Origin of the sequence: Rugamonas rubra (assembly GCF_900114705.1) — a bacterium.
Classification (GTDB): domain Bacteria; phylum Pseudomonadota; class Gammaproteobacteria; order Burkholderiales; family Burkholderiaceae_D; genus Rugamonas; species Rugamonas rubra.
The window spans coordinates 82,438-104,622 of record NZ_FOTW01000027.1; the positions used below are offsets into that span (position 1 = coordinate 82,438).

At 66.6% G+C, this 22,185-nt stretch carries 16 protein-coding genes; 11 read left to right on the forward strand and 5 right to left on the reverse strand.

All coding sequences use genetic code 11. The features are described 5' to 3' along the window. Positions 1-10 precede the first annotated feature (10 nt). Complete coding sequence (locus tag BM252_RS24715; RefSeq protein ID WP_174900674.1) at positions 11-1,492, reverse strand: protein adenylyltransferase SelO; 1,482 nt, start codon at positions 1,490-1,492, stop codon at positions 11-13. Between the two features lie 269 nt (positions 1,493-1,761). Here BM252_RS24715 and BM252_RS24720 point away from each other — a divergent pair, with 269 nt between their 5' ends. From BM252_RS24720 to BM252_RS24745, 6 genes are all read left to right on the forward strand, one after another. Then, on the forward strand, positions 1,762-3,414 hold the full coding sequence (locus BM252_RS24720; RefSeq protein WP_093390336.1) for a 3-(methylthio)propionyl-CoA ligase: 1,653 nt from the start codon (positions 1,762-1,764) through the stop codon (positions 3,412-3,414). A 70-nt stretch (positions 3,415-3,484) separates the two neighbouring features. After that, a complete protein-coding gene (locus BM252_RS24725) occupies positions 3,485-4,741 on the forward strand; it encodes a branched-chain amino acid ABC transporter substrate-binding protein (RefSeq protein ID WP_093390337.1) in 1,257 nt (418 codons plus the stop codon). A gap of 15 nt (positions 4,742-4,756) precedes the next feature. Further along, complete coding sequence (locus BM252_RS24730) at positions 4,757-5,701, forward strand: branched-chain amino acid ABC transporter permease (RefSeq protein WP_093390338.1); 945 nt, start codon at positions 4,757-4,759, stop codon at positions 5,699-5,701. 23 nt (positions 5,702-5,724) lie between these two features. Next, on the forward strand, positions 5,725-7,068 hold the full coding sequence (locus tag BM252_RS24735) for a branched-chain amino acid ABC transporter permease (protein ID WP_093390355.1): 1,344 nt from the start codon (positions 5,725-5,727) through the stop codon (positions 7,066-7,068). After that, on the forward strand, positions 7,065-7,820 hold the full coding sequence (locus tag BM252_RS24740) for an ABC transporter ATP-binding protein (RefSeq protein ID WP_093390339.1): 756 nt from the start codon (positions 7,065-7,067) through the stop codon (positions 7,818-7,820). Before BM252_RS24735 ends, BM252_RS24740 begins: the two co-directional genes overlap by 4 nt. Next, complete coding sequence (locus BM252_RS24745; RefSeq protein ID WP_174900673.1) at positions 7,817-8,521, forward strand: ABC transporter ATP-binding protein; 705 nt, start codon at positions 7,817-7,819, stop codon at positions 8,519-8,521. The genes BM252_RS24740 and BM252_RS24745 overlap by 4 nt, the downstream gene beginning before the upstream one ends. Before the next feature lie 116 nt (positions 8,522-8,637). Here the strand turns inward: BM252_RS24745 and BM252_RS24750 are convergent, their stop codons facing one another. Then, positions 8,638-10,566, reverse strand: coding sequence for a methyl-accepting chemotaxis protein (locus BM252_RS24750; protein ID WP_281249389.1), 1,929 nt, complete (start codon positions 10,564-10,566; stop codon positions 8,638-8,640). Between the two features lie 238 nt (positions 10,567-10,804). Between BM252_RS24750 and BM252_RS24755 the strand changes: the two genes are divergently transcribed. Next, complete coding sequence (locus tag BM252_RS24755; protein ID WP_093390340.1) at positions 10,805-14,413, forward strand: DEAD/DEAH box helicase; 3,609 nt, start codon at positions 10,805-10,807, stop codon at positions 14,411-14,413. Positions 14,414-14,477: 64 nt separating this feature from the next. On the opposite strand, the gene BM252_RS24760 is transcribed toward BM252_RS24755, so the two are convergent. Both BM252_RS24760 and BM252_RS24765 read right to left on the reverse strand, forming a co-directional pair. Then, positions 14,478-15,311, reverse strand: coding sequence for an SDR family oxidoreductase (locus tag BM252_RS24760; protein ID WP_093390341.1), 834 nt, complete (start codon positions 15,309-15,311; stop codon positions 14,478-14,480). A gap of 54 nt (positions 15,312-15,365) precedes the next feature. Then, positions 15,366-15,938, reverse strand: a complete 573-nt coding sequence (locus BM252_RS24765) for a TetR/AcrR family transcriptional regulator (protein ID WP_093390342.1) — start codon at positions 15,936-15,938, stop codon at positions 15,366-15,368. A gap of 269 nt (positions 15,939-16,207) precedes the next feature. On the opposite strand from BM252_RS24765, the gene BM252_RS24770 reads away from it, so the two are divergent. From BM252_RS24770 to BM252_RS30485, 3 genes are read left to right on the forward strand one after another with little or no spacing between them, the layout of a single operon-like run. After that, positions 16,208-16,726 (forward strand): PAAR domain-containing protein, encoded by a 519-nt coding sequence (locus BM252_RS24770; RefSeq protein WP_139236741.1) that lies wholly within the window; start codon positions 16,208-16,210, stop codon positions 16,724-16,726. A 20-nt stretch (positions 16,727-16,746) separates the two neighbouring features. Next, positions 16,747-18,090: a hypothetical protein gene (locus BM252_RS24775; RefSeq protein WP_093390344.1), complete on the forward strand. Its 1,344-nt coding sequence runs from the start codon at positions 16,747-16,749 to the stop codon at positions 18,088-18,090. Beyond that, the gene (locus BM252_RS30485; protein WP_139236742.1) at positions 18,087-18,962 is read left to right on the forward strand and encodes a hypothetical protein; all 876 of its coding nucleotides are present in this window, start codon (positions 18,087-18,089) and stop codon (positions 18,960-18,962) included. The genes BM252_RS24775 and BM252_RS30485 overlap by 4 nt, the downstream gene beginning before the upstream one ends. A gap of 10 nt (positions 18,963-18,972) precedes the next feature. Here the strand turns inward: BM252_RS30485 and BM252_RS24780 are convergent, their stop codons facing one another. After that, positions 18,973-21,303 (reverse strand): diguanylate cyclase domain-containing protein, encoded by a 2,331-nt coding sequence (locus BM252_RS24780; RefSeq protein WP_093390345.1) that lies wholly within the window; start codon positions 21,301-21,303, stop codon positions 18,973-18,975. Between the two features lie 119 nt (positions 21,304-21,422). On the opposite strand from BM252_RS24780, the gene BM252_RS24785 reads away from it, so the two are divergent. After that, positions 21,423-22,070, forward strand: a complete 648-nt coding sequence (locus tag BM252_RS24785; protein WP_093390346.1) for an HAD family hydrolase — start codon at positions 21,423-21,425, stop codon at positions 22,068-22,070. Positions 22,071-22,185 lie beyond the last annotated feature (115 nt).

The window sequence follows — 22,185 nt, forward strand, 5'->3', positions numbered from 1 at the left end:
GAATGAAGTATTAGGAAGAGCAGCTGACTTCGAGCTCGCTGGCCCAGTCCGGCGGCAGCGCCGCGTAGGACTCGTGCTCCGGCTGTTCGTCGTAGGGGCGCTGTAAAACCGACAGCAGGCGCGCCACTTCAGTAAAGTCCTTGTTCTGTGCTTTTTCAATGGCAACTTGCGCCAGGTAGTTGCGCAAAACGTACTTGGGGTTGACGCCGTCCATCGCCGCCTTGCGTTCGGCGTCGCCGCGGCTTTCCTGGTGCAGGCGGGCGCGGTACTGCAGCGCCCAGGCGTCGAAGGCGGGGCGGTCGATGAACAGGTCGCGCAGCGGCTCGTCGGCGCCGGCGTGGTCGCGCTGCAGATTGCCCAAGCGGCGGAAGAACAGCGTGAAATCGACGCCGTTGGCCTGCATTAGCGCGAACATCGCGTCGAACAGGGCTTGGTCGCCGGCCTGCTCGGCGGCCAGGCCGAGTTTGGCGTGCAGCAATTCGCTGATCTTGGCGGCGTACTCGCCCTGGTAGATGTCCAACGCCGCCTGCGCCGCCTCGACCTCGCCGATCAGCGGCAGCAAGGCCTGGCCCAGCGCGTAGCAGTTCCAGTGGCCGATCTGCGGCTGCATGGCGTAGGAGTAACGGCCCTGCTGGTCGGTGTGGTTGCAGATGTGCTCGGCGTCGAAGGACTCCATGAAGCCGAAGGGGCCGTAGTCCAAGGTCAGGCCGAGGATCGACATGTTGTCGGTGTTCATCACGCCGTGCATGAAGCCGACCGCCTGCCAATGGGCGATCATGTGGGCGGTGCGGCGCGTCACTTCGGCCAGCAAGGCCTCGTACTTATTCTCTTCGTCCAACAACTGCGGGTAAAAGCGCGCGATCACATAGTCGGCCAGCACTTTCAGATGGGCCGGTTGGCGCTTGTGGAACCAGTGCTCGAAGGAGCCGAAGCGGACGAAGCTGGGCGCCATGCGCAGCACCACGGCCGAGCTTTCGACCGTTTCGCGCATCACGCCCTGGTCGGAGCCGGTGACGGACAGCGCGCGCGAGGTGGGGATGCCGAGCGCGTGCATCGCCTCGGAGCAGAGGAATTCGCGGATCGACGAGCGCAGCACGGCGCGGCCGTCGCCCATGCGCGAGTAAGGCGTCAGGCCGGCGCCCTTCAGTTGCAGCTCGATCGGGCCGTCGGGGCCGTCCATCTCGCCCAGCAGGATGGCGCGGCCGTCGCCCAGCTGGCCGGCCCAGACGCCGAACTGGTGGCCGGAATACACGGCCGCCAGCGGTTGCGCGCGTTCGGGCACGGCGTTGCCGGTCAGGGTGTCGAGGTAGTCCTGGCGCGCCAGCAGGGCCGGGTCGAGGCCGAGCAGGCCGGCGGCCGTGTCGCTGACGGCTACCAGGTACGGCGCCGGCAGCGGGGTCGGCATCAGCCGGGTGTAGAAAACAGCGGGCAGGGACGCGAAGGAGTTGTCCAGCGGCAGTTTGGCGGCAGTGGCGGCAGTGGCGGCAGTAATGGCAGTTCCAGTCGGAGGCTGTTTCAGTGGCGGCCGGTGTCGGCGATCACAACGGCCAAATGGGGAATTCTAACCTACCGGGCGAATTGTATTGGGCGCAAATGGTTTTTTGCAGTACCGTTACACTCGCTAACACTGTTATTTCGCCATGTTTGTCAAATACTTCTTCGAATGTGCGCAGTTATTGCGGCGCAGCATCGAAAAAAGTTGACGGTTTTAGCACGGTCGTTCCAAACTCAGCCGCATTCGTTCACTTTGCAGGAGCATCAATGCCGTCTTTACCGATGAGTCCCCTGATGGGCCAGATGATGAGCCAGCCTTTGCTCATTTCGAATATCCTCGAATTCGCCGCCCGCCACTACGGCGCCAGCGAGATCGTTTCGCGCCGGGTGGAGGGTGATATGCACCGCTACACCTACCGCGAGTGCCACCAGCGCGCCCGCCGGCTGGCCAACGCGCTGCACGGCCTGGGCGTGCGCATGGGCGACCGCGTCGCCACGCTGGCCTGGAACGGCTACCGCCACTTGGAGGCCTACTACGCCGTGTCCGGTTCGGGCGCCGTGCTGCACACGATCAATCCGCGGCTGCACCCCGAGCAGGTGGCCTACATCATGAACCACGCGGAAGACCAGTATCTGCTGCTCGACCTGACCTTCCTGCCGGTGGCCGAGGCGATCGCGGCGCATTGCAAGACCACCAAGGGGTTCATCCTGATGTGCGACCGCGCGCGCATGCCGGCCGAGAGCAAGATCCCCAACCTGCTGTGCTACGAGGACTTGATCAACTCGCACTCGGACGACTACAGCTGGCCGCAGTTCGACGAGAACGCCGCCGCCACCTTGTGCTACACCTCCGGCACCACCGGCAACCCCAAGGGCGCCTTGTACTCGCACCGCTCGACCGTGCTGCACGCCTACGGCTCGGCGATGCCGAACGCGCTCAACGTCTCCTCGCGCGACACGGTGATGCCGGTCGTGCCGATGTTCCACGTCAACGCCTGGGGCCTGCCGTACTCGGTGCCGCTGTCCGGCGCCAAGCTGGTGTTCCCCGGCGCCGCGCTGGACGGCAAGTCGGTCTACGAGCTGTTCGAGAACGAGGGCGTGACCTTCTCCGCCGGCGTGCCGACGGTCTGGCTGGGCCTGATCAACTATGCCAAGCAGAACAATCTGAAGTTCTCCACCTTCCGCCGCACGGTGATCGGCGGCTCGGCCTGCCCGCCGGCGATGATGAACACCTTGATCGACGACTTCGGTGTGGAGGTGGTGCACGCCTGGGGCATGACGGAAATGTCGCCGTTGGGCACCACCTGCACCTTGATGTCCAAGCATCTCGAACTGGACCGGGACGGGCAGCGCAAAATCCTGCAAAAACAAGGACATGCGGTGTACGGCGTGGACATGAAGATCGTCGACGACGACGGCAAGGAGCTGCCTTGGGACGGCGTCGGCTACGGCCACCTGCTGGTGCGCGGGCCGTGGATCATCGCCAAATACTACAAGGAGGAGGGCGGCGACGTGTTGCAGGACGGCTGGTTCCCGACCGGCGACGTGGCCACCATCGATCCGGACGGCTATATGCAGATCACCGACCGCAGCAAGGACGTCATCAAGTCCGGCGGCGAATGGATCGGCACCATCGACCTGGAAAACATCGCCATGGCCCACCCGGCCGTGCTGCAGGCCGCCTGCATCGGCGTTGCCCATCCGAAATGGGACGAGCGCCCGCTGCTGGTGGTGGTGTTGCGCCCCGGCCAGCAGGTCAGCCGCGAGGAGTTGCTGCTCTTCTTCGACGGCAAGATCGCCAAGTGGTGGTTGCCGGACGACGTGGTCTTCACCGACGCGCTGCCGGTCGGCGGCACCGGCAAGATCCAGAAGAACAAGCTGCGCGACCAGTACAAGGAGCACAAACTGCCGACGATTTAGTTTTCGCTGCACGGTAGCAAACCAGGCCGGGCGCCACGACCCGGCCAACCACAAAATCAATGGAGACACCATGACGAAATGCTCGCGCGCCGTTGTTGTTCGTACCACCGCTTTTGCTGCCGTGTTCACCTCCTGCCTCGCCATTGGAACGGCGGCGGCGGAAACAGTGAAGATCGCCTTCATCGACCCGCTGTCCGGCCCGTTCGCACCGGTCGGGCAGAACCAGCTGAAAAGCTTCCAGTTGATCGCCGACATGGCCAACAAGGGCAAGTGGGCGGGCGACAAGCAGATCGAAGTGGTGGGTTTCGACAACAAGGGCAGCCCGCAGGAGTCGCTGACCCAGCTGAAAGGCGTGATCGACCAGGGCTACCGCTACATCACCCAGGGCAACGGCTCGGGTGTCGGCCTGGCGTTGCTGGACGCCGTCAACAAGCACAACGAGCGTAATCCGGGCAAGGAAGTGGTCTACCTGAACTACGCGGCGGTCGACCCGGACATGACCAACAGCAAGTGCAGCTTCTGGCATTTCCGCTTCGACGCCAATTCCGACATGAAGATGGAGGCGCTGACCAGCTTCATGGCGCCGGACGCCAGCATCAAGAAGGTCTACATCATCGGCCAGAACTACGCCTTCGGCCACGCCGTCGCCCGCGCCGCGCGCGAGTACCTGACGCGCAAGCGGCCCGACATCCGCATCGTCGGCGACGACCTGCACCCGATCGCCCAGGTGAAGGACTTCTCGCCCTACATCGCCAAGATCAAGGCGGCCGGTGCCGACACCGTCATCACCGGCAATTGGGGCGCCGACCTGGCCTTGCTGATCCGCGCCGCCAAGGACGCCGACCTGAAGGCCAATTTCTACACCTACTACGGCATCACCACCGGCGTGCCGACGGCCATGGGGGCGGCCGGCGCCGAGCGCACCAAGATCGTCGGCAACTGGATGGCCAACAACGAAACCTTCGCCGGCAAGGAGATCGTCACCGCCTTCAAGGCCAAATACAACGACGACTATTACGCCGCGCAAACCCATAGCATCATCACCATACTGTCGCAGGCGATCAAAACCGCACGCACGGCCGATCCGGTCAAGGTCGCCTTCGCCATGGAGGACATGAAGGTGCAGTCGATCAACGGCGAGGTGTGGATGCAGAAGAAGGACCACCAGTTGCAACAGGCGCTGTATATCGGCACCTGGAGCAAGGTCAACGGCAAAGATGTGCGCTTCGACCAGGAAAACACCGGCTACGGCTGGAAACTGGACAAGAAGATCGACGCCTATGTATCTGGCCAGCCGACCTCCTGCCAGATGAAGCGCCCAGGCTAAACCGGGCGCCATTCGATGGAATTCACGCTGTTTACACTGCTGAACGGCGTCAGTTACGGACTGCTGCTGTTCATGCTGTCGTCCGGGCTGACGCTCATCTTCAGCATGATGGGGGTGCTCAATTTCGCCCACGCCAGCTTTTACATGCTGGGCGCCTACATCGCCTGCAGCATCAGCGCGCGCATCGGTTTTTGGCCGGCGCTGCTGCTGGCGCCGCTGGCCGTGGGCCTGTTCGGCGCGCTGGTCGAACGCTACGGCCTGCGGCCGTTGCACAAGCTGGGCAACATCCCGGAACTGCTGTTCACCTTCGGCCTGTCCTACCTGATCGTCGAACTGGTGCAACTGGTCTGGGGCCGCGCGGCGCTCAACTATCCCATTCCCAAGGAGTTGGACGGCCCCTTGTTCACGCTGTTTAGCACCAGTTTCCCCAAGTATCGCGGCTTCATGATGCTGGTGGCGCTGGCCATGCTGGGCGGCGTCTACCTGCTGCTGACGCGCACGCGGGTCGGACTGGTGATCCAGGCGGCGCTGACCCACCCCGAGGCGGCCGAGGCGCTGGGCCACAACGTGCCGCGCATCTTCATGTGGGTGTTCGGCGGCGGCAGCGCGCTGGCGGGGCTGGCCGGGGTGATCGGCGGCAACGCCTTCGTCACCGAGCCGGCCATGGCGGCCACCGTCGGCAGCATCATCTTCGTGGTGGTGGTGGTCGGCGGCATGGGCTCGCTGGCCGGGGCCTTCGTCGCCTCGATACTGATCGGCATCATGCAGACGACGGCGGTGGCGCTGGACTACTCCCTGGCAAGCGTGCTGGGCCGGCTCGGCGCGCAAGTCACGCCGGCCACGCCCGGCTTCGCCTTGCTCAACGTCACCATCGCCCAGAGCGCGGCCATTCTGCCCTTCCTGCTGTTGGTGTTGATACTGATTTTCCGGCCCAAGGGGCTGATGGGGACGCGGGAATGAAGGCGGGACACATCGAAAACGGCATGGGCAGCCAGCTTGACGGCCCGCTTGAAGGCCGAGTTAAACGTCACAACGAAAGCCGGCTCAGCTTCGCGCCGCTGAACCTGGGCCGCCACCTGGCCTGGGGCGGCTACGCCGCGCTGCTGTTGTTGGCGCCGCTGGTCTTCGCCAAGGGCGGCGCGCTGACCCTGCTGTCGCAAATGGGCACGGTGATGATCTTCGGCCTGTCCTACAACATGCTGCTGGGGCAGGGCGGCATGTTGTCGTTCGGCCACGCGGTATATTCCGGCCTCGGCGCCTTCTTCGCCATCCACGCGATGAACGCGGCCGCCGCTTCCGGCGGCGTCTGGTCCGGCTTGCCGGTCAGCCTGGTGCCGCTGGTGGGCGGCGTCGCGGGGATGGGTTTCGGCGTCGTGTTCGGCTATGTCACCACGCGCAAGGCCGGCACCACCTTCGCCATGATCACGCTGGGGCTGGTCGAACTGGTGTTTGCCAGTTCGCTGATGTTCCCCGGCTTCTTCGGCGGCGAGGGTGGCGTGACCACCAACCGCGTCATGGGCGCGGCGCCGTTCGGCATCACGTTCGGGCCGCAGATCCAGGTCTACTATTTGATCGCCGCATGGTTGTTCGTCTGCACCGTCGCCATGTACGCCTTCACCCACACACCGCTGGGCCGGCTGATCAACGCCGTGCGCGACAACCCCGAGCGGGTCGAGTTCATCGGCTACGACACCCGCTGGGTGCGCTACCTGACCTTGATCCTGTCGGCCTTTTTCGCCGGCGTGTCCGGCGGCTTGGCGGCGATCAACTTCGAGATCGTCAGCGCGGAGAACGTCAGCGCCCTGCGCTCGGGCAGCGTGCTGCTGTTCACCTTCATCGGCGGCATCGGCTTCTTCTTCGGGCCCTTGCTGGGCGCCGTGGTCGGCGTCCTGTTCGCCGTGTTGCTGTCGGACTTCACGCCGGCCTGGCAGTTGTATCTGGGGCTGTTCTTCGTGTTGCTGGTGCGCTACGCGCCGGCCGGGCTGGCCAGCCTGTTGATGCAGTTGCTGCGGCTTGCGCTGCACGGCAAGCTGGGCCGGGTCGGCCCCTCGCTGGGAATGATGGGCTTGGCCGTGCTGCCCGGCCTGCTGGGTTTGATCGGCGCCGTGGAAATGCTCTACCACCTGACGTTGGACTCGGCCGACGGCAGCGTCAAGCGCCTGTTCGGCTTGAACGCGGACACGGCGACGGCCCTGCCCTGGTGCGTGGCCGGCGCAATGGTGCTGCTCGGCGTGCTGGCCTGGCGCCGCTGCCAACCGTCCTTCCAGAGCGCCTGGCAGACGGCCAACGCCGAGATCGCCTTGAAAACAGGGAGCGCCGGCCGATGAACGCCCTCGAACTGAAAGACGTGCGCAAGCAATTCGGCGCCGCCCAGATCATCCGTGGCGCCAACCTGGCGGTGGCGCAGGGCGAGCGGCTGGCCGTGATCGGCCCCAACGGTGCCGGGAAATCGACGCTGTTCAACCTGATTTCGGGCCGCTTCCCGGCCAGTTCCGGCGAGATCGTGCTCAACGGCGAGAACATCACGCGCCTGAAACCCTACCAAATCAACCGGCGCGGGCTGGCCCGCAGCTTCCAGATCAGCAATTTGTTCGTCCATTTGTCCGTCTACGAGAACCTGCGCTGCGCCGTATTGTGGTCGCTGGGCTACAAATACTCCTTCTGGCAGCGGCTCGGCGGCCTGCGCGACGCCCACGAGCGGGTCGAAATCGTGCTCGAACAGATCGGCCTACAACGCCAGCGCGCCGTGCTGGCAGGCGTGCTCAGCTATGCCGAGCAACGCGCGCTGGAGATCGGCATCACCATCGCCGGCGGGGCCAACGTCATCCTGCTCGACGAGCCGACCGCCGGCATGAGCCGTTCCGAGTCCGACGCCGCCGTCGAGCTGATCCGCAAGGTAACTATCGGCAAGACCCTCTTGATGGTGGAGCACGACATGAGCGTGGTATTCGGCCTGGCCGACAGGATCGCCGTGCTGGTCTACGGCGAAATGATCGCCTGCGACACGCCGGCCAACATCCGCAACAACGCGGCGGTGCAGGCCGCCTACCTGGGCGGCGCCGACGAGGAGGCGGCATGACGGATCTGCTCGACATACGCGGCCTGCACGCCTACTACGGCAAGAGCCACGTGCTGCACGGCGTCGACCTGCGGGTCGGCGCGGGCGAAATCGTCAGCCTGCTCGGCCGCAACGGCGTGGGCCGCTCGACGCTGGTCAAGGCGGCGATGGGCCAGGTCAGCGCCACCGGCTCGGTGCGCTTCAAGGGCGCCGAGATCCTCGGCCTGAAGGCCTTCCAGATCGCCCACCTGGGCCTGGGCTACGTGCCGGAGAACCGCGACATCTTTGCCACGCTCACGGCCGAACAAAACCTGATCCTCGGGCAGAAGAAGAACGTCCAATCTGGACGCTGGCGTTTGGACGACATGTACGCGATGTTTCCCCGCCTGCAAGAGCGGCGCCAGGTGGCCGCCGGCGTGTTGTCCGGCGGCGAGCAGCAGATGCTGACCTTGTGCCGCAGCCTGATGGGCGACCCCGACCTGATCATGATCGACGAGCCGACCGAGGGCCTGGCGCCGAAGATCGTCGCGCTGGTGGCGCAGTATCTACAGGCGCTGAAAGAGAAGGGCGTCTCGGTGTTGCTGGTCGAACAAAAGCTGGCCATCGCGCTCGACATCTCGCAGCGCGTCTACGTGATGGGCCACGGCGCCATCGTCTTCGAAGGCACGCCGCAGCAGCTGCGCGCCGACGCCGCCGTGCGCAAGGAGTGGCTGGAAGTATAGCCGCAGAATAGCAGGCGGGGTCAGTGCCGACAATCGGACATTCAGCGCGTGAATGTCCGATTGTCGGCACTGACCCCGAGCGCTGTTCGCGGCCGTTCGGTCGTGACTTGGCGCTGTCAGAACTCTTCCCATTCGCTCTCCGCAGTGGCCAGCGCCGGGCGGCGCTTCTTGGCGCTGCCGGCCGTCGCGCCGGCTTTGCCGGCGGCCTGCTGGCCAAGGACCTGCGCGCCGGGCTTGCCGCTCGCCAGGGCGGGCCCGGCGGGCGGCGCCGCGACGGCGGCGCGCGCGGCGGCGGCCGGCCGGGCCGGGGCGCGGCCGGCCTCGGCGAGCTGGAACACGCCGACCACGCCGGCCAGGTGGCCGGCCTGCTGGCGCAGCGAGCCGGCGGCGGCGGCGGCCTGCTCGACCAGCGCGGCGTTCTGCTGCGTCGCCTGGTCCATCTGGTTGACGGCTTGGTTGATCTGCTCGATGCCGGCGGTCTGCTCGCCGCTGGCGGCGGCGATTTCGCTCATCACGTCGGTGACCCGCTTGACGCTGGCGACGATCTCCTGCATCGTCGCGCCGGCCTGGTCGACCAGTCGGGCGCCGGCGCCGACCTTGTCGACCGAGTCAACGATCAGGTCCTTGATCTCCTTGGCGGCGGCGGCGGCGCGTTGCGCCAGGTTGCGCACCTCGCTGGCGACGACGGCGAAGCCGCGGCCCTGCTCGCCGGCGCGCGCCGCCTCCACCGCCGCGTTGAGCGCCAAGATGTTGGTCTGGAAGGCGATGCCGTCGATGACGCCGATGATGTCGGCGATCTGCTTGGACGAGTCGTTGATCGAGCTCATCGTCTCGACCACCTGGCCGACCACCGCTCCGCCCTTGAGTGCGACGTCGGTGGCCGACTCGGCCAGCTGGCGCGCCTGGCGCGCGTTGTCGGCGTTCTGCTTGACGGTGGCGGTGAGCCGCTCCATCGACGCGGCGGTCTGCTCGAGTGAGCCGGCCTGCTCCTCGGTGCGCTTAGACAGGTCGAGGTTGCCGGCGGCGATCTGGCCGGCGGCGGTGGCGATGCTGTCGGTGCCGTTGCGCACCTCGCCGACGATCTCGGCCAGGCGCTGGCGCATCGCGCCCATGGCGAACAGCAGGCTGGCGCGGTCGCCGTCGCGCAGCTCGACGGCGAAGGCCAGCTGGCCGGCGGCGATGCGGTCGGCCACGGCGGCGGCGTAGGCCGGCTCGCCGCCCAATTGGCCGCGCAGGCGGCGGTAGACCAGCAGCAGGGCGGCGCCCAGGCCGCCGCACAGCAGCGCCAGCAGGGCCACGGCCAGCGCGAAGACCTGGCCGCCGGCGCGCGCCGCCGCGTCGACGCCGGCCTGGGTGCGCTGGTCGAGCAGGACGAAGAACTCGTCGATGGGCGCCATGATGTTGGCCTTGTACTGGTGGTAGTTCTTGTCGTGCATGAGCTTGCGGGCCAGCTCCAGGTCCGGCACGCCCTTGAGGCTGAAGCCGCCCTTGCCGTCGTCGAACTGGCCCTTGACCGCGTTCATGGCGACGACCTCGGTCTTGACCAGCGCGTCCGAGTTGGCCTGGGCCTGCTTCAACTTGGCGAACTCCTGCTCGGTGAAGCCGGCCCGTTTCATCAGCTCGGCCAGCGAGGCCGTGGCGCCGTCCGGACGCGGCTTGGCCTTGCCGGCGGCGACGAAATCCCAGTAGATGCGCTGGTATTGCTGCGGCCGGGGCTTGCTGCCGTTGCGGATGGCGAGGATGTCGAGGTATTGCTGCTCGTAGGCGGGGTCGGCGGTCAGCACGTAGGTGCGCGCCAGCCGGGTCAGGTCGTCGGAGCCCTGGCGCAGCTCGTCGGCCAGCAGGTAGGACTGGTAGCGCGTGTCGGTCACCTTGGCCAGCTCGTCCTGTTTCTGCGCTATCGCCAGCAGCGCCGCCAGCAGGCACAGGCCCATGACGGCGGCCAGGCCGGACAGGTAGGCGAACAGTTGCTTGAGTGTGAAGGTGTTTGCCACGGCGGTCTCCGGGAGTGGACGGGAAGGACGGAATTTCTTGCAATGCCGCATCTATCGTCACCCGCCGGCCGCCGCCCGATATTGACCAGAATCATCATCCGCCCGGGACGGCCGGGTTTGCCGGCGAAATCGGCCGCGCCACCGGCACCGGCGCGGCGCGAGTGTGGCGCGGCAGCCTCGGCGGCGCGCCGGCTGTACGGCGGCCTTGCCTTGGGAGTAAGATTGCGCCTTTCGACTTTGGCGCCGGCCGCGCGGCCGCCGCGCCGGTCCGCACCCACGAGGCATTTTTTTGACAAATCCGGCAGCTGGTCCACTTCCCATTCTTAGTTTTTGGCGCGATCTGGAGATCTTCAACATTCCCGCCGCGCCCGGCGCGCGCGAGGCGACCGCCAGCAGCCATGTGCTGACGCTGCGGCGCGGCGAGGTGCTGCCCTGGCGCCGCCGCGAGTACGCGCCGAGCGCCACGCACGGCTGGATCCACCTGGTCTACCTGGGCGTGGCCGACACCGAGCAACTGGAGGGCCTGCTGCTGAAGGCGATGGCGCCGCGCGGCGAGGCGGCCGAGTTGAGCGAGCGCGAACGCGAGCGCTCCGGCGGCACCGGTTGGCTGGGCGCCTTCGTGGTCGGCGAGGACGGCGCGGCCAAGCCGGACAGCTATCTGGCGGCCAGCTACGTGTACGGCGTCGACCTGCTGCGCAAGGACGAGGCGCTGGAGGGCCTGAGCGCCCGGCTGGCCGGCGCGCGCGAGGAGTTCGCCCAGCGCCGCCAACGGCCGCCGGCGGTCGAAGGCGGGCCTTCGGGCGGGGTGCTGGGCGCCGTTGACACTGACGCGGCCGTCGACCGTGCGCCGATTGCGCCCACCGGGCGCCCCGCCGCCGCAACAGGCGCCGAGGCGCGCGCCGCCAAGCCCCGTGGCCTCGGCTGGGTCGAGCTGGACGAGGAGCTGGGCCTGCTGCTGCGGCGGATCGGCGCCGGCGCCGACGACGCCCGCCTGGACTGGCGCCTGGTGGTGCGCTCGACCCGCGTCAACCGCAAGTACATGGAGGCCGACCTGCAGAACGCCGGCGACTTCCTCAACTCCTTCTACCTCGACGACCTGGACCGCCTGATCGGCCAGGCGCAGCGCGGCGAGCCCTTCGGCCAGGCGCTGGGCGCCTATTTGGGCGCGCCGCTGGCGTTGGCGGCGCGGCGCGACATTCTGGCCGACCAGGCGGCCATGACCGGCCTGCTCAGCGTGGCCCACCTGCCGCGCGCGCGCTGGCCGGCGCCGGCCAAGTTCCCGCTGGTGCTGGCGCAGCAGGCGGCGGTGGCGCAGATCCTGCGCGTGTTGGGCCCGGCGGGCGGCGTGGTCGGCGTCAACGGCCCGCCCGGCACCGGCAAGACCACGCTGCTGTGCGACGTGATCGCCGACGTGGTCACGCAGCGCGCGCTGCGCCTGATGGAACTGCAGCGGCCGGCCGACGTTTTCGCCGACACCGTCGAGGTGGCCGGCAAGAACGTCTTCCCGCTGCGCGCCGAGATCATGGACGGCAGCTCCATCGTCGTCGCCAGCACCAACAACAACGCCGTCAAGAACATCACGCAGGAGCTGCCGGCGCGCAAAAAGGTGTCGGCCGAGTTCGGCCCGGCCAGCTATTTCGACGAGGTGATCGGCGCCGTGTTCGCGGCGCAGAAGGTGCAGGGCGAGGACGGCGCGACTATCGCCTGCTGGGGCATGGTGGCGGCGGCGCTGGGCAACGCCGGCAACCGCCGCTCGTTCGCGCAGGGCTTCTTCCGCGACGAGTTCAGCAAGCCCGAGGCCCACGCGGCCAACGCGGCCAACGCGACCAACCCCGCCAAAGCTGCCACGGGCGGCGCAAACGGCCAGCTGTTCGATACGCCGGCGACGCCTGCGGCGCAGTCCACGCAAACGCCGCCATTCTCGCAGTCCGCGTCATCCACGCTGTCCGCGCCGGCCACTCCGTCAACTCGATCCACGCCGTCCGCCCCGGCGGCAGCGGCCGCCGAATCGGCCAAGCCGGCGCCGCCGTCGATGAAGCAGCTGCTCGAGGCGGCCACCGCCGACTACGCCCGCTACCAAAACGAGTGGCAGCAGGCGCGCCATGCCCTGCGCGCACTGGTCGAGGAGTTCGACGCCAAGCGCGCGCTGCTGCTCAAGGCCGAGCAGGCCGCGCTGGGCCTGGACGCCTGCCGCGGGCGGCTGGCAGCGCAGCTGGCCGGCCTGCAGGAGTGGGACCGGCAGATCGAGGCGGCCAAGGTCGAACTGGCCGCCAGCCGCGAGGCGATGGCCGTGCAGCGCACCCTGATCGACGGCCGCCGCGCCCTGCTCGAGCAGCTGCGCGAGCGCGCCCGGCCGGGCCTGTGGGACCGCTTGATGGCCTGGCTAGGCCGCGAGACGGCGGCCATGGCGGCACGCCGCAGCAGCCTGGACGAGCCGACCACGGCGCTGGCACAAGCCAGCGAGGCGCTGGCGGAGCTGGCCCGCGCCGCCATGTCCTGCGAGGCGGTGGCGCAGACCAAGCGGCAGCGCCGCGAGGCCGACGCGGCCGAGAAGCAGAAAACCGAGGCGCAGTTCCGCCAGCACCAGCTGGACCTGCAGGCCGGCTACCAGATCGGCGTGCGCCACTTCCCGGACGCCGGCTTCTGGGCGCTGCCGGCCGAGCAGCGCCACCGCTTGTCGGTCGGCGTCTGCGCCGCGCTGGACACGCTGCGCGCCAAGATATTCCTGCAATCGATGGAGCTGCACCGGCTCACCGTGCTGGCCAACGCCGGCCGCTTCATCGGCAACCTGCGCGCCGTCAGCGCCATGCTGACCGGCGCCAGCCGGGGCAAGCTGCTGCCGGAACAGCGCCCCATCCTGTGGGACATCCTGTTCTTCATCGTGCCGGTGGTGTCGACCACCATGGCCTCGTTCGACCGCCTGTTCCAGGGCATGGGGCAGGAGTCGCTGGGCTGGTTGCTGGTCGACGAGGCGGGCCAGGCGACGCCGCAATCGACCGCCGGCGCCATCTGGCGCAGCCGGCGCGCGGTGTTGATCGGCGATCCGCTGCAGATCGAGCCGGTGTTCACGGTGCCGCTGGCGGTGGCCGAGGACCTGCGCCGGCGGCGCGGCGTGGCGGCCATCTGGTCGCCGGCCGAGCAGTCGGTGCAGACGCTGGCCGACCGCGTCACCGCCTTTGGTTCGTGGGTGGCGCAGGACGACGGGCCGGGGCTGGAGCCGCGCCGCATCTGGACTGGCATGCCGCTGCGCACCCACCGGCGCTGCGACGAGCCGATGTTCTCGGTGGCCAACCGCATCGCCTACGGCGGCCAGATGGTGCAGGGCAGGGTGGACCCGCAGGGCCAGGGCGAGGCGGTCGACTTCCGTTGTGTGCTCGGCGCCAGCGCCTGGTTCGACGTGCGCGCGGCCAAGGCGCAGCATCCGGTGGTGGACGAGGAGATTGATGTGCTGGTCGAGCTGCTGCGCCGTTTGCAGGACCAGCCGGCGCATGTGGCCGGCGAACGCGGCGCCGACGGCAAGCCAAGGGCGGTGAAGATCTACGTGATCTCGCCGTTCCGCAAGGTGAAGGACGCCTGCGCCCGCCGCGTGCGGGCGGCCGGCATCAAGGGCGTCGAGTGCGGCACCGTTCACACCTTCCAGGGCAAGGAGGCGGAGATCGTTTTCCTGGTGCTGGGGACGGCGGCGGGCAAGGCCGGCGCCGGCGCGCGCGCCTGGGCGCTGGAAAAGCCAAACCTGCTTAATGTGGCGATCACGCGGGCCAAATGCCGGCTGTATATGGTCGGCTGCGCCGAGTCCTGGGGCCGGCTCAACCACATGGCGGTGCTGTATGACGAGATGGCGCGGCTGCGGCGCGTGCTGCCGGCGGGCCCGTTCGCCGATAACCCCGCAAAGCGCTAAGGCCGGGGTCAGACCCCGTACGGGGTCTGACCCCTTTTTCTGCGGGGTGGGGGACGTCGTCTCGTTAGTGCGACGCCGGCCCCGCCACGTTGAAGCGCTCGTTCATCATGGCGACGTAGCCTTGCTCGCCCAGCTTGGCGCGCGCCGCCAGCAGGGCCTCGGCGTCGGCGCCGGCGACGTAGGTGATCTGCGCGCTGCCGTCGGTGGCGGCGCGGTAGATCACCTTGGCGATGTCCTCCGGCTCGGAGTGCTGGCCGGCGCGGCCGGCGAAGGCCTGCCTGACCCGTCCGACCATGCCGGCATACGGGTGCTGGTCGTCACTGAAGGTCAGCGCCAACGAGCCGGCGGCGAACTCGGTGCGCACGCCGCCCGGCGCGATGATCTTGGCGCGGATGCCGAATGGCGCCAGCTCGTAGGCCAGACCCTCGGTGAAGCCGACCACGGCGTACTTGGTGGCGTGGTAGATGGCGTTGAGCGGCATGGTGGTCAGTCCGCCGATGGAGGCGATGTTGACGATGGCGCCTTCGCCTTGCCGGCGCATGGCCGGCAGCACGGCGCGGCTCAGGTCGAACACGCCCTTCAGGTTGGTGGCCAGCTGGCGCTCGATCAGCGCGTCGCTGGCGGTCTCGAACGGGCCGAAGGCGCCGAAGCCGGCGTTGTTGACCAGCACGTCGATGCGGCCCCAGGTATCCAGGGTCTGCTTGACCAGCGCGGCGATGGACTGCGGCTCGGTCACGTCGAGCTTGCCGATGCTGACGTTGGGCAGGCGGGCCAGCTCGCCGGCCTTGGCCGGATCGCGCATGGTGGCCACCACCTGCCAGCCGTGGGCGGCGAACAAGGTGGCGGCGGCGCGGCCGATGCCGCTGGAACAACCGGTGATGAGGGCGATTTTTTTCATTTTAAGTGAATTCCTATTCGGTAAAAAGTTAAAAAAACACGATCCAGCCCGGCTTCAGGCCTTGATCGCGTCCCAGCACAGCAAAAAACCGGTGGCGCGGGTCTGCTCGTCGTCGGCCAGAACCCCTTGCCGCACCAGGCGCGCCGTCTCCTGCACCGAGCCGAGGAACAGCGCCATCAGGAAGGGCAGCGGCACCGCCTTCAGCGTCTCCTCGTCTTGGCCGTTTTTCAGGATGGCGTGGAAGAAGCCGGCCAGGCGGCCGCCCAGCTCCCGGTTGGCCTCGCTCATGAACTGCGAGCTGGTGTACTGCTCCATGAAGATGATCTCGGCCGGGTTGGCCAGGCGGTTGGCCAGCATGTTGAGCCAGATGCTGCGCACCCGCGCCTTCAGCGGCGGCGTCGGCGCGGCATCGGCCACCAGCCGTTCGAAGGTGGCTGTCTTGGCGTCCTGGTAGAGCTGGTCGAGCAGGGCCTGCTTGGAGTCGAAGTAGATGTACAGCGTGCTGGTGGCGATGCCGGCGGCGCGGGCGATCTCCGCCAGCGTCAGGGCGGCCAGGCCGCGCTGCTGCACCAGGGCGTAGGTGGCCTGGACGATCTTCCTCAGTTTTTCCGTGTCTTTCGGTTTCATGGGAGGCATTTTACACGAATTAAAATTCGGGCAAGTGGATTTCGATACGGTGGAGTTCAGGTGTTCATCTACAAACCACCTGGTCCATCACATTGTTGCCGACTCACTATACCGTTATCGGTCGCAACTATCGGCCTGAGGCGGCCAATGCGTTCGGCTGTCGCGCAATTGCACAGCCGCGTCGTCGGCGCATTCCGGTTTGCGCCAAGTCAACGGACTGAACAGTGAGCGTCCTACAGTGATTGTTCCCCCGTCAAACGGAGCCCATCATGTTACGTGCCGTAATCTGTAAAGGCGATCGCACCTCCCACGGTGGCGAAGTGATCGAAGGCGACGATACCTGCACCACCGATGGCCGCGCGATTACGCGGCGCGGCCACATGACGTTCTGTCCCCAGTGCAAGGGCAAGTTCCCCATCGACGACGGCATCGCCTCCTTCATGTTCGGCGACGCGGTGGTGGTCGACGGCATGAAGGCCGCGTGCGGTGCAACGATTATCGCCTCGCAACATGCGATGCTGATTGACGACGGCGCGGGGGAGGGGGGCGAGCCAGCCGCCGAAAAAGCGTCCGCGCCCGAGAACAGCGATCTGCTCGCCAGCTTCCTCGTCGTCGCCGAAGGCACGGGCCTACCCCTGTCGGGTATTCGATACAGCATCGTTCTGCCGGACGGCAGCAGCCGGCAAGGCGTAACGGACGCCGACGGCAGGACCATGGCGTTGACCGCGCACGAACGGGCAACGGCGACCTTGCAGCTGGGCGGCGACACGCCGTCCGATGGCGCCTAGCGCGCCGAGGGAGCGAAGCGATGGCCGCGAAAGAAATCACCGCCACCTGTGTCTTCAACGACGAGGGCAAGTTCACCATCGTCAGGCTCAGCGGGATGCGCAAGATCACCTATCAATTCGACACCAGCGCGACCAATTCCGATCTGGCGCTGCGCTACCTGGTGGCCATCAACGGCCGCGTGCACCCGGCCGACGACGGCAAGCCACATGCGCTCAGCGCCAAGCAGCGCCAGATCGTCGTAACGGTCGCTCGGGGCAACAAGGTGGAGCTCTACCTCAACAGCGACGTCCACCCGGATTTCCGGCGTTACCCCGTCTACGCCGTGGTCGCCGAGGACAACGACGTGGAGGTTCTCATCACGGAGAAGAAGGGCCGCAGCGAGACCCATTTGAAGGGGAAGTTGGGCCAACCGTGCGACTGCCGCAGGAATGGTAAGACCTTGGTCGACATCTACAAGACCTCGTTGACCGGCGACATTTGGACGCTCGTCTCGAATCTCTACACGGTGGCCGATGCCGACGCCATGCTGCCCGCCGACACCACGCCGACCATCCGCGCCGCCGTGCGCAGAATCTATGCGGGGCTGCCGTCGCCCGAGCTGGTGGTCGAGTTCCCGGCCAGCGACTCGGCCCCGAAGCACACCCTGCGCGTGCGTTTCGAGGAGGCGCAGAACGTGCGCGAGAACACCGCCTACGTGTCCGAGGTACGGGGCGTGCTGACGCGCACGCACCCGCGCGCCTACGCGGCGCTGCTGGCCGAGGCGGGCGCCGTCGGCATCACCGAGATGCGCGTCACGTCGGGCTGGCGGCCGATGCTCGGCTCGATCGTCCACCGCGCCGGGCTGGGGCTGGACATCAACTACGCCGAGCGGGACAAGGAGCGCGTGAATATCAACCGCGCGGTGTTGACGAACACCAAGGCCAAGCCGGACAAAAACGTCAGTGCCAAGGAGCGGGAACTGTACGCCGAGTACGAGCGAGAGAAGGCAGAAAATGAGGTAAGGAAGAAGGAATTGAAGTCGATAGAAAGCGAGCTGGCGCGCAGCCACGATAATGACGATAAGGCGCGCTTACAAGAGCGCCTGCGGGTTGCTAAATCACGGACGGACACCAGTGATCAGCGCTTGGAGATCGCATATGATTCATGGAACAAGGAACGCAACAAAAATGAGGCAAGTTTGATAAGCGTCCTGCGTGGAAGACTGCACGGGAACGAGTATGTCAAGCAGGTTCTTGATCCGTGGTACATGGATGTCAACACGAAGAGCGGCGCTCCACCAGTGCCAAATGAGCAGCGCAGTGCGAACGAAAAGACTCACAACAACCATCTCCACATAACGATCCAAGAGCCGAAAATACTATGACAAACCTAAGGGGGCAGTTGGTTTTGATTTCCGCAGCATTGTTGTCGACTTCGAACGAAGCATTATCAGCAAACCCAGTTCTCGGACGTGACATCTCCCGCGAATGGCTCGTCCGGCCGTGGGAGATACGCTATGTTGTGTTCTTGGCCGAAGCTAGGTCAGTAAGAAACAGCGCAAGATCTGCCCGCGATATGAATGTTGCGCTGGAAAAAAAGGGACGTGAGAAAGTGTATCTTCTTGGGGCGGAACTGCTCGAGCCGACAATCACGTTCGAGGTCCCGGGTGAAGAGTCCCTCGCGGCCGTGCTTATCATGTTTGATCCATCGGGAAAGGTAGTGTCTGGAAACGCGCGCCTTAGACGATTAACCGCCAAATTTAGCATGCTTGGTCGCCTTGTTCTCACATTTGATGGGTCAACTGTAAAACGAGGATATGGTCTTGCCGACTGGTCGCAAGGCATCCCCGGCGATGACAGTTTTTCACCTGCGATTTGTACGAGGATAGACGATGCGCGCTACGCGGACGGGTGGGATAAGGATGACCACTATCACGGAAGCTTCGGCTGCCGCGAGTGGACCGCCCAGCTTTACAATCGTGCGCAGCCCTACATCGATGTCACTTCCTACTCGAAGTGCGGCAGCTTCATCGGTAAATTTGTCGGTTGGTCGCGGTTCACCGATCCACCAAAACCCATCATTGGCCTGCAAGGAAAAACTTGGCTATGCCTGCTTGATTGCCCAGTTGGCGAAAAGCCGGGCATCATCCACGACATCACGGAATGGGCGGTAAAGCATCGTTTCCCTGTGCCGACCCCACCTCCAACGCAACCAATTTATCCCAATTCGAATTACAAGGACGACCTCAGCGAATAGTTAGCTCGCCTCAGGCCATGCCGTCCAGCGCGTAGCCGTCGCGGCCGTCGCGCTTGGCGCGGTAGAGCGCGGCGTCGGCGCGCGCCACCAGCGCGGCCGGCGTTTCGTCGTCGTTGTCGCGCAGGGCGATGCCGATGCTGGTGGTGATGCGCATCGGCGCGCCGGCCACGCAAAAGTCGCAGCGCACCGCCTCGACGATCTTGGCGGCCAGGCGCAGCGCCTCGTCGCCGTTGTGCACCTGCTCGTAGATGATGACGAACTCGTCGCCGGCCAGGCGGGCCACGGTGTCGGTGGCGCGCACGTTGCCGACCAGGCGGGCGGCGAACTCCTTGAGCACCTCGTCGCCGGCGCCGTGGCCCAGGGTGTCGTTGATGGTCTTGAAGTTGTCGATGTCGAGGTAGGCCAGCGCCATCGGCTGGCGGTTGCGCCGCGCGCGGCCCAGCGCCAGCTGCAGGATCTCCTCGAACATCAGGCGGTTGGCGATGCCGGTCAGGGTGTCGACGCGGGCCAGCTGGATCAGGCGCTCCTCGATCTCCTTCATGCGCGTGGTGTCGTGGGTCAGCGAGTAGACGCCGGCCACGCTGCCGTCGGCGCGCTGGTCGGGCACGAAGGTGGTCTCCAGCGTGTGTATGCCGTCGGCCATGCGCGCCTTCAGCTCGTAGGTGACGCGGCGGCCCCGGTAGGCCTGGTCGAGGTGCTGCTCGGCGTTGCGGTAGTGCTCGGCGCCGATGCCGTCGAACAGGTGCTGGCCGATCAGCCGCGCCGGGTCGAGGCCGAACCATTGCCGGAAGGTGGCGTTGACGAAGCGGAAGCGGCGCTCGCCGTCGAGGTAGGAGATCAGCACCGGCAGGTTGTCGGTCAACAGCTTGAGGCGCTGCTCGCTGGCGGCCTGGGTCAGCTCGGCGTTCTTGCGCTCGGTGATGTCCATCACCATCAGGTACATGCCGGCCACGCTGCCGTCGCTGCCGAAGTCGGGCAGCATGTCGCCCATCAGCTGCACCACGCGGCCCTGGTTGACGCCCTCGCGCTCGTAGTGCACGCGCTCGCCGCGCAGCACGGCGTCGAGCTTCTCCTTGAGCATCTGGTAGAAGGGCTCGCCGAAGGTCTCGGCGACGGTCTTGCCGAGCATGCTGTCCGGCTCCACCTGCATCATCTCGCGGAAGTGGGCGTTGGTGAAGCGGTAGCGCAGGTCGCGGTCGAGGTAGGCGATCAGCGCCGGCATCGAGTCGGCGATCATGCGGGTGCGCTCCTGCGCCGCCTCGCGCTCGGCCATCAGTTCGTGGAAGGCGGTGCTCAACTCGCCGATCTCGTCGCGCCGGCGCCGCTGCAGCACGCCGATGGCGGCGCGGCCGGCGCGGATGTCGGCGATGTGGCGGCGCAGCCGGCCCAGTGGCCGCAGCAGCGTGAGGATCACCAGCCAGGCCAGCGCGCCGGCCACGGCGGCGAAGCCGGTGGCCGCCAACAGGGCCTGGTGGCGCATGGCGATCATCGGCGCGAAGGCCTCGTCGGAGGGGAAGCGCGCGCCGACGATCCAGTTGATCGATTTGAGCCGCTTGTAGGAGTAGATGCCGGGGCTGCCGTCCTTGTTGTTGGCCTCGGTCCAACCCTCGAAGCCGCGCAGCGCCATCTCGGTGGCGTCGTTGCGGCCGGCGCGCGCGTTGATGTGTTGTAGCAGGCGGGCGCGGGTGGGATGCTGCACCAGGATGCCGTCGGCCGTCATGATGAACATGAAGCCGGTCTTGCCCGGCTTTTGCGCGCTGATCTGTTCGAAGAAGGTGGCGTTGTCCAGGTCGATGCTGCCGGCCAGCACCAGCGCCACCTCGCCGCGCTGGTCGAAGATCGGCTGGGTGATCAGCACCACCGGCATGTTCGACAACTGGCTGCGGAACGGCGCCGAGATCACGCCGGCCTTCAGCGCCAGGGTGTCGTCGAAGTACTGGCGGTCGGCGACGTTGATGGGGGCGTCCGTTTTGTTGTGGCGCGCGTCGTGCACCAGCTCGCCCTTGGCGTCGAACACCACCAGGTTGTAGAAGGCCTTGCGCGCGGTCGGATGGCGCTCGATGAAGTCCTGCATGCGGCCGGGCTGGTCGCGCACCGCGTCGGGCACCGACTCGGCCAGCGCGGCGAGCATCTGGCGGCGGGCGCCGAGCTGCTCGTCGATGTTGGCGGCGGCGCCCGACAGCAGCGCGTACTGCTGGTCGCCGATGATGGCCTTCATGTCGTGCTCGGCCAGCATCAACGCGACCCAGGTCACCACCACGGTGGCGGCGAGGACCAGCAGGACGACGACGCCGGTCAGGCGGAATTTGAGACTGCGGGGGAAGAGCGCTGTGACGGCCATATAGCTGTTTTCTTGGAGCACAGCACGGAGTATTGCACACACGGCAAGCGAAGACCACCAATGCCTGGCCGAGCAGGTACAATTGCCGTTTTTGCCATGCGCTGGAAGGGATGCCGCCTATGTTAGCTGGGGTTTTATGGGACAACGACGGCGTATTGGTCGACACCGAGCAGCTGTTCTACGAGTCGAACCGCGAGCTGTTCGCGCGCCACCGGATCGTGCTGAGCGAGCGCCAGTTCTTCGACTGGTATTTGGTCGACAATTGCGGCGCCTGGCATCTGCTGGCGGCGCGCGGCGTCACGGCGGCGCAGATCGCCGCGCTGCGCGAGGGCCGCAACCGCCAGTACAGCGAGCGTTTGGCGGCCGAGCATATTCCGGCCATCGCCGGCGTGGCCGAGCTGTTGGCGGCGCTGGCGCCGCGGCTGCGCATGGGGGTGGTGACCAGCTCGCGCGCCGAGCACTTCGACATCATCCACGCCCGCCTGCCGCTGCGCCAGCACTTCGAGTTCGTGCTGACTCACGAGTCCTACGTCAACAGCAAGCCCTCGCCCGAGCCCTATTTGCTCGGCCTGGAGCGGCTCGGCCTGGACGCGGCGCAGTGCGTGGTGGTGGAGGATTCGCCGCGCGGCCTGCAGGCGGCCAGCGCCGCCGGGCTGCGCTGCATCGTCCTGCGCAACGCGCTGACACGGCACTATGATTTTCCCGGCGCGCTGCGCGTGGTCGACGACATGGCGCAGTTGCGCGCGGTGTTGGAGGAGTTGATGTAGTGTTGCGCGGCCCAAAACGAGGGTCAGACCCTAATGCCGTTGACTTAAGCTTTTGACTTCTTATATGGGTAGCGCTGTGCCTTTGATTTGACGACCCGGTCAAAATGACGGCCGG